Consider the following 1417-nt stretch of genomic DNA (forward strand, 5'->3'; position numbering starts at 1 on the left):
AATCACCACCACCGAACAGCGCCTGGCCGCCGCCCAGAAGGAAACCGAACAGGCAGCCCAGGCCCACATCGCCATCCGCCGCCGACGCACCGAGGGCATGGCCGCCGAGCTCGCCGCCGGCCTCACCGCCGGCGCACCATGCCCGGTCTGCGGCTCGTGCTCCCACCCCGCTCCCGCCCAGGCTCCCGACGGGCATCCCACCCGCGAGGACGAACAAGCCGCCGAGAAAGCCCACCAGCGCGCCCAGCAACAGCGCGACAAGATCGCGGCCGAGCTGCAGCAACTGCGCGAGAACGCCGCCGGTGCCACCGGCGAAGCCGGCGACACCCCCCTGGCCAGCCTCAAGACCGAACACGAAGCACTCGCCGCACAGCTGGCCGACACCCTCGAACGTGCCACCGACCGCGGAACCGTAGAGGAAGAACTCCTCACGCTGGACCGCGAACACACCACCATGACCGAGCAGGACAGCGTCGCCACCGCCGGCCTGTCCGCCCGCAACGCCAGCTACGACACCCTGTCCCAACGGCAAGCGGAGCTCACCGAGAAACTCGATGCCGCCCGCGGCACCGCCCCCACCCTGACGGCCCGCATCGACGACCTCACCCGCACCGCCGATCACCTCGAGCAGGCAGCCGAGGCATCCCGCACCGCCGCCTCCGCCACCCAGGTCCTGCACACCCGTACCAGCGAAGCCACCGCCGCCGCCACATCCCAGGGCTTCGACACCCTCGCTGCCGCTGAACAAGCCGTGCTCAGCGACAAGGACCTCCACGAACTGGAGGAAGAGATCAACCAATGGCGCGAGGCCCGCGCCTCCCACCAGACCGTCCTCGACGACCCCGTCCTGCAGGAAGCAGCAGCCCAGCCGGCCGCCGACGTCGAAGCTGCGACAGCTCTGCGCACGGCCGCAGACGACCAGCATGCGCTAGCGGTCACCACCGCCAGCACCGCCCAGGCCCGCACCACCGACCTCACCGACCTCAGCACCACCCTGGCCGGGGTCGTCGAACGCCTGGAAGCACTCGAGCAGGCCCACAGCACCGCCCGTCACCTCGCCGACCTGGCCACCGGCAACGCCTCCGGCACCCGGGTCCGCATGCAACTGGAGGCCTACGTCCTGGCCGCCCGCCTCGAACAAGTCGTCGCCGCTGCCAACACCCGCCTGAGCCTGATGTCCGAAGGCCGCTACACCCTCCGCCACTCCGACCACCAAGCCGCCCACGGCGCCCGCTCCGGCCTCGGCCTGGAAATCACCGACTCCTGGACCGGCCGCCCCCGCAAGACCGACACCCTCTCCGGCGGCGAATCCTTCTTCGCCTCCCTCGCCCTCGCCCTCGGCCTGGCCGACGTCGTCACTCACGAAGCCGGCGGCAACCCCCTCGACACCCTCTTCATCGACGAAGGCTTCGGCACC

The 1417-nt window shown here is 71.1% G+C and carries 1 pseudogene; it reads left to right on the forward strand.

Annotated features, from left to right (window positions below):
* Positions 1–1417: pseudogene (locus tag ACFW2E_RS46880) on the forward strand (SMC family ATPase); the annotation flags it as partial.

The organism is Streptomyces sp. NPDC058964 (genome assembly GCF_042741275.1).
Taxonomy (GTDB): Bacteria; Actinomycetota; Actinomycetes; order Streptomycetales; family Streptomycetaceae; genus Streptomyces.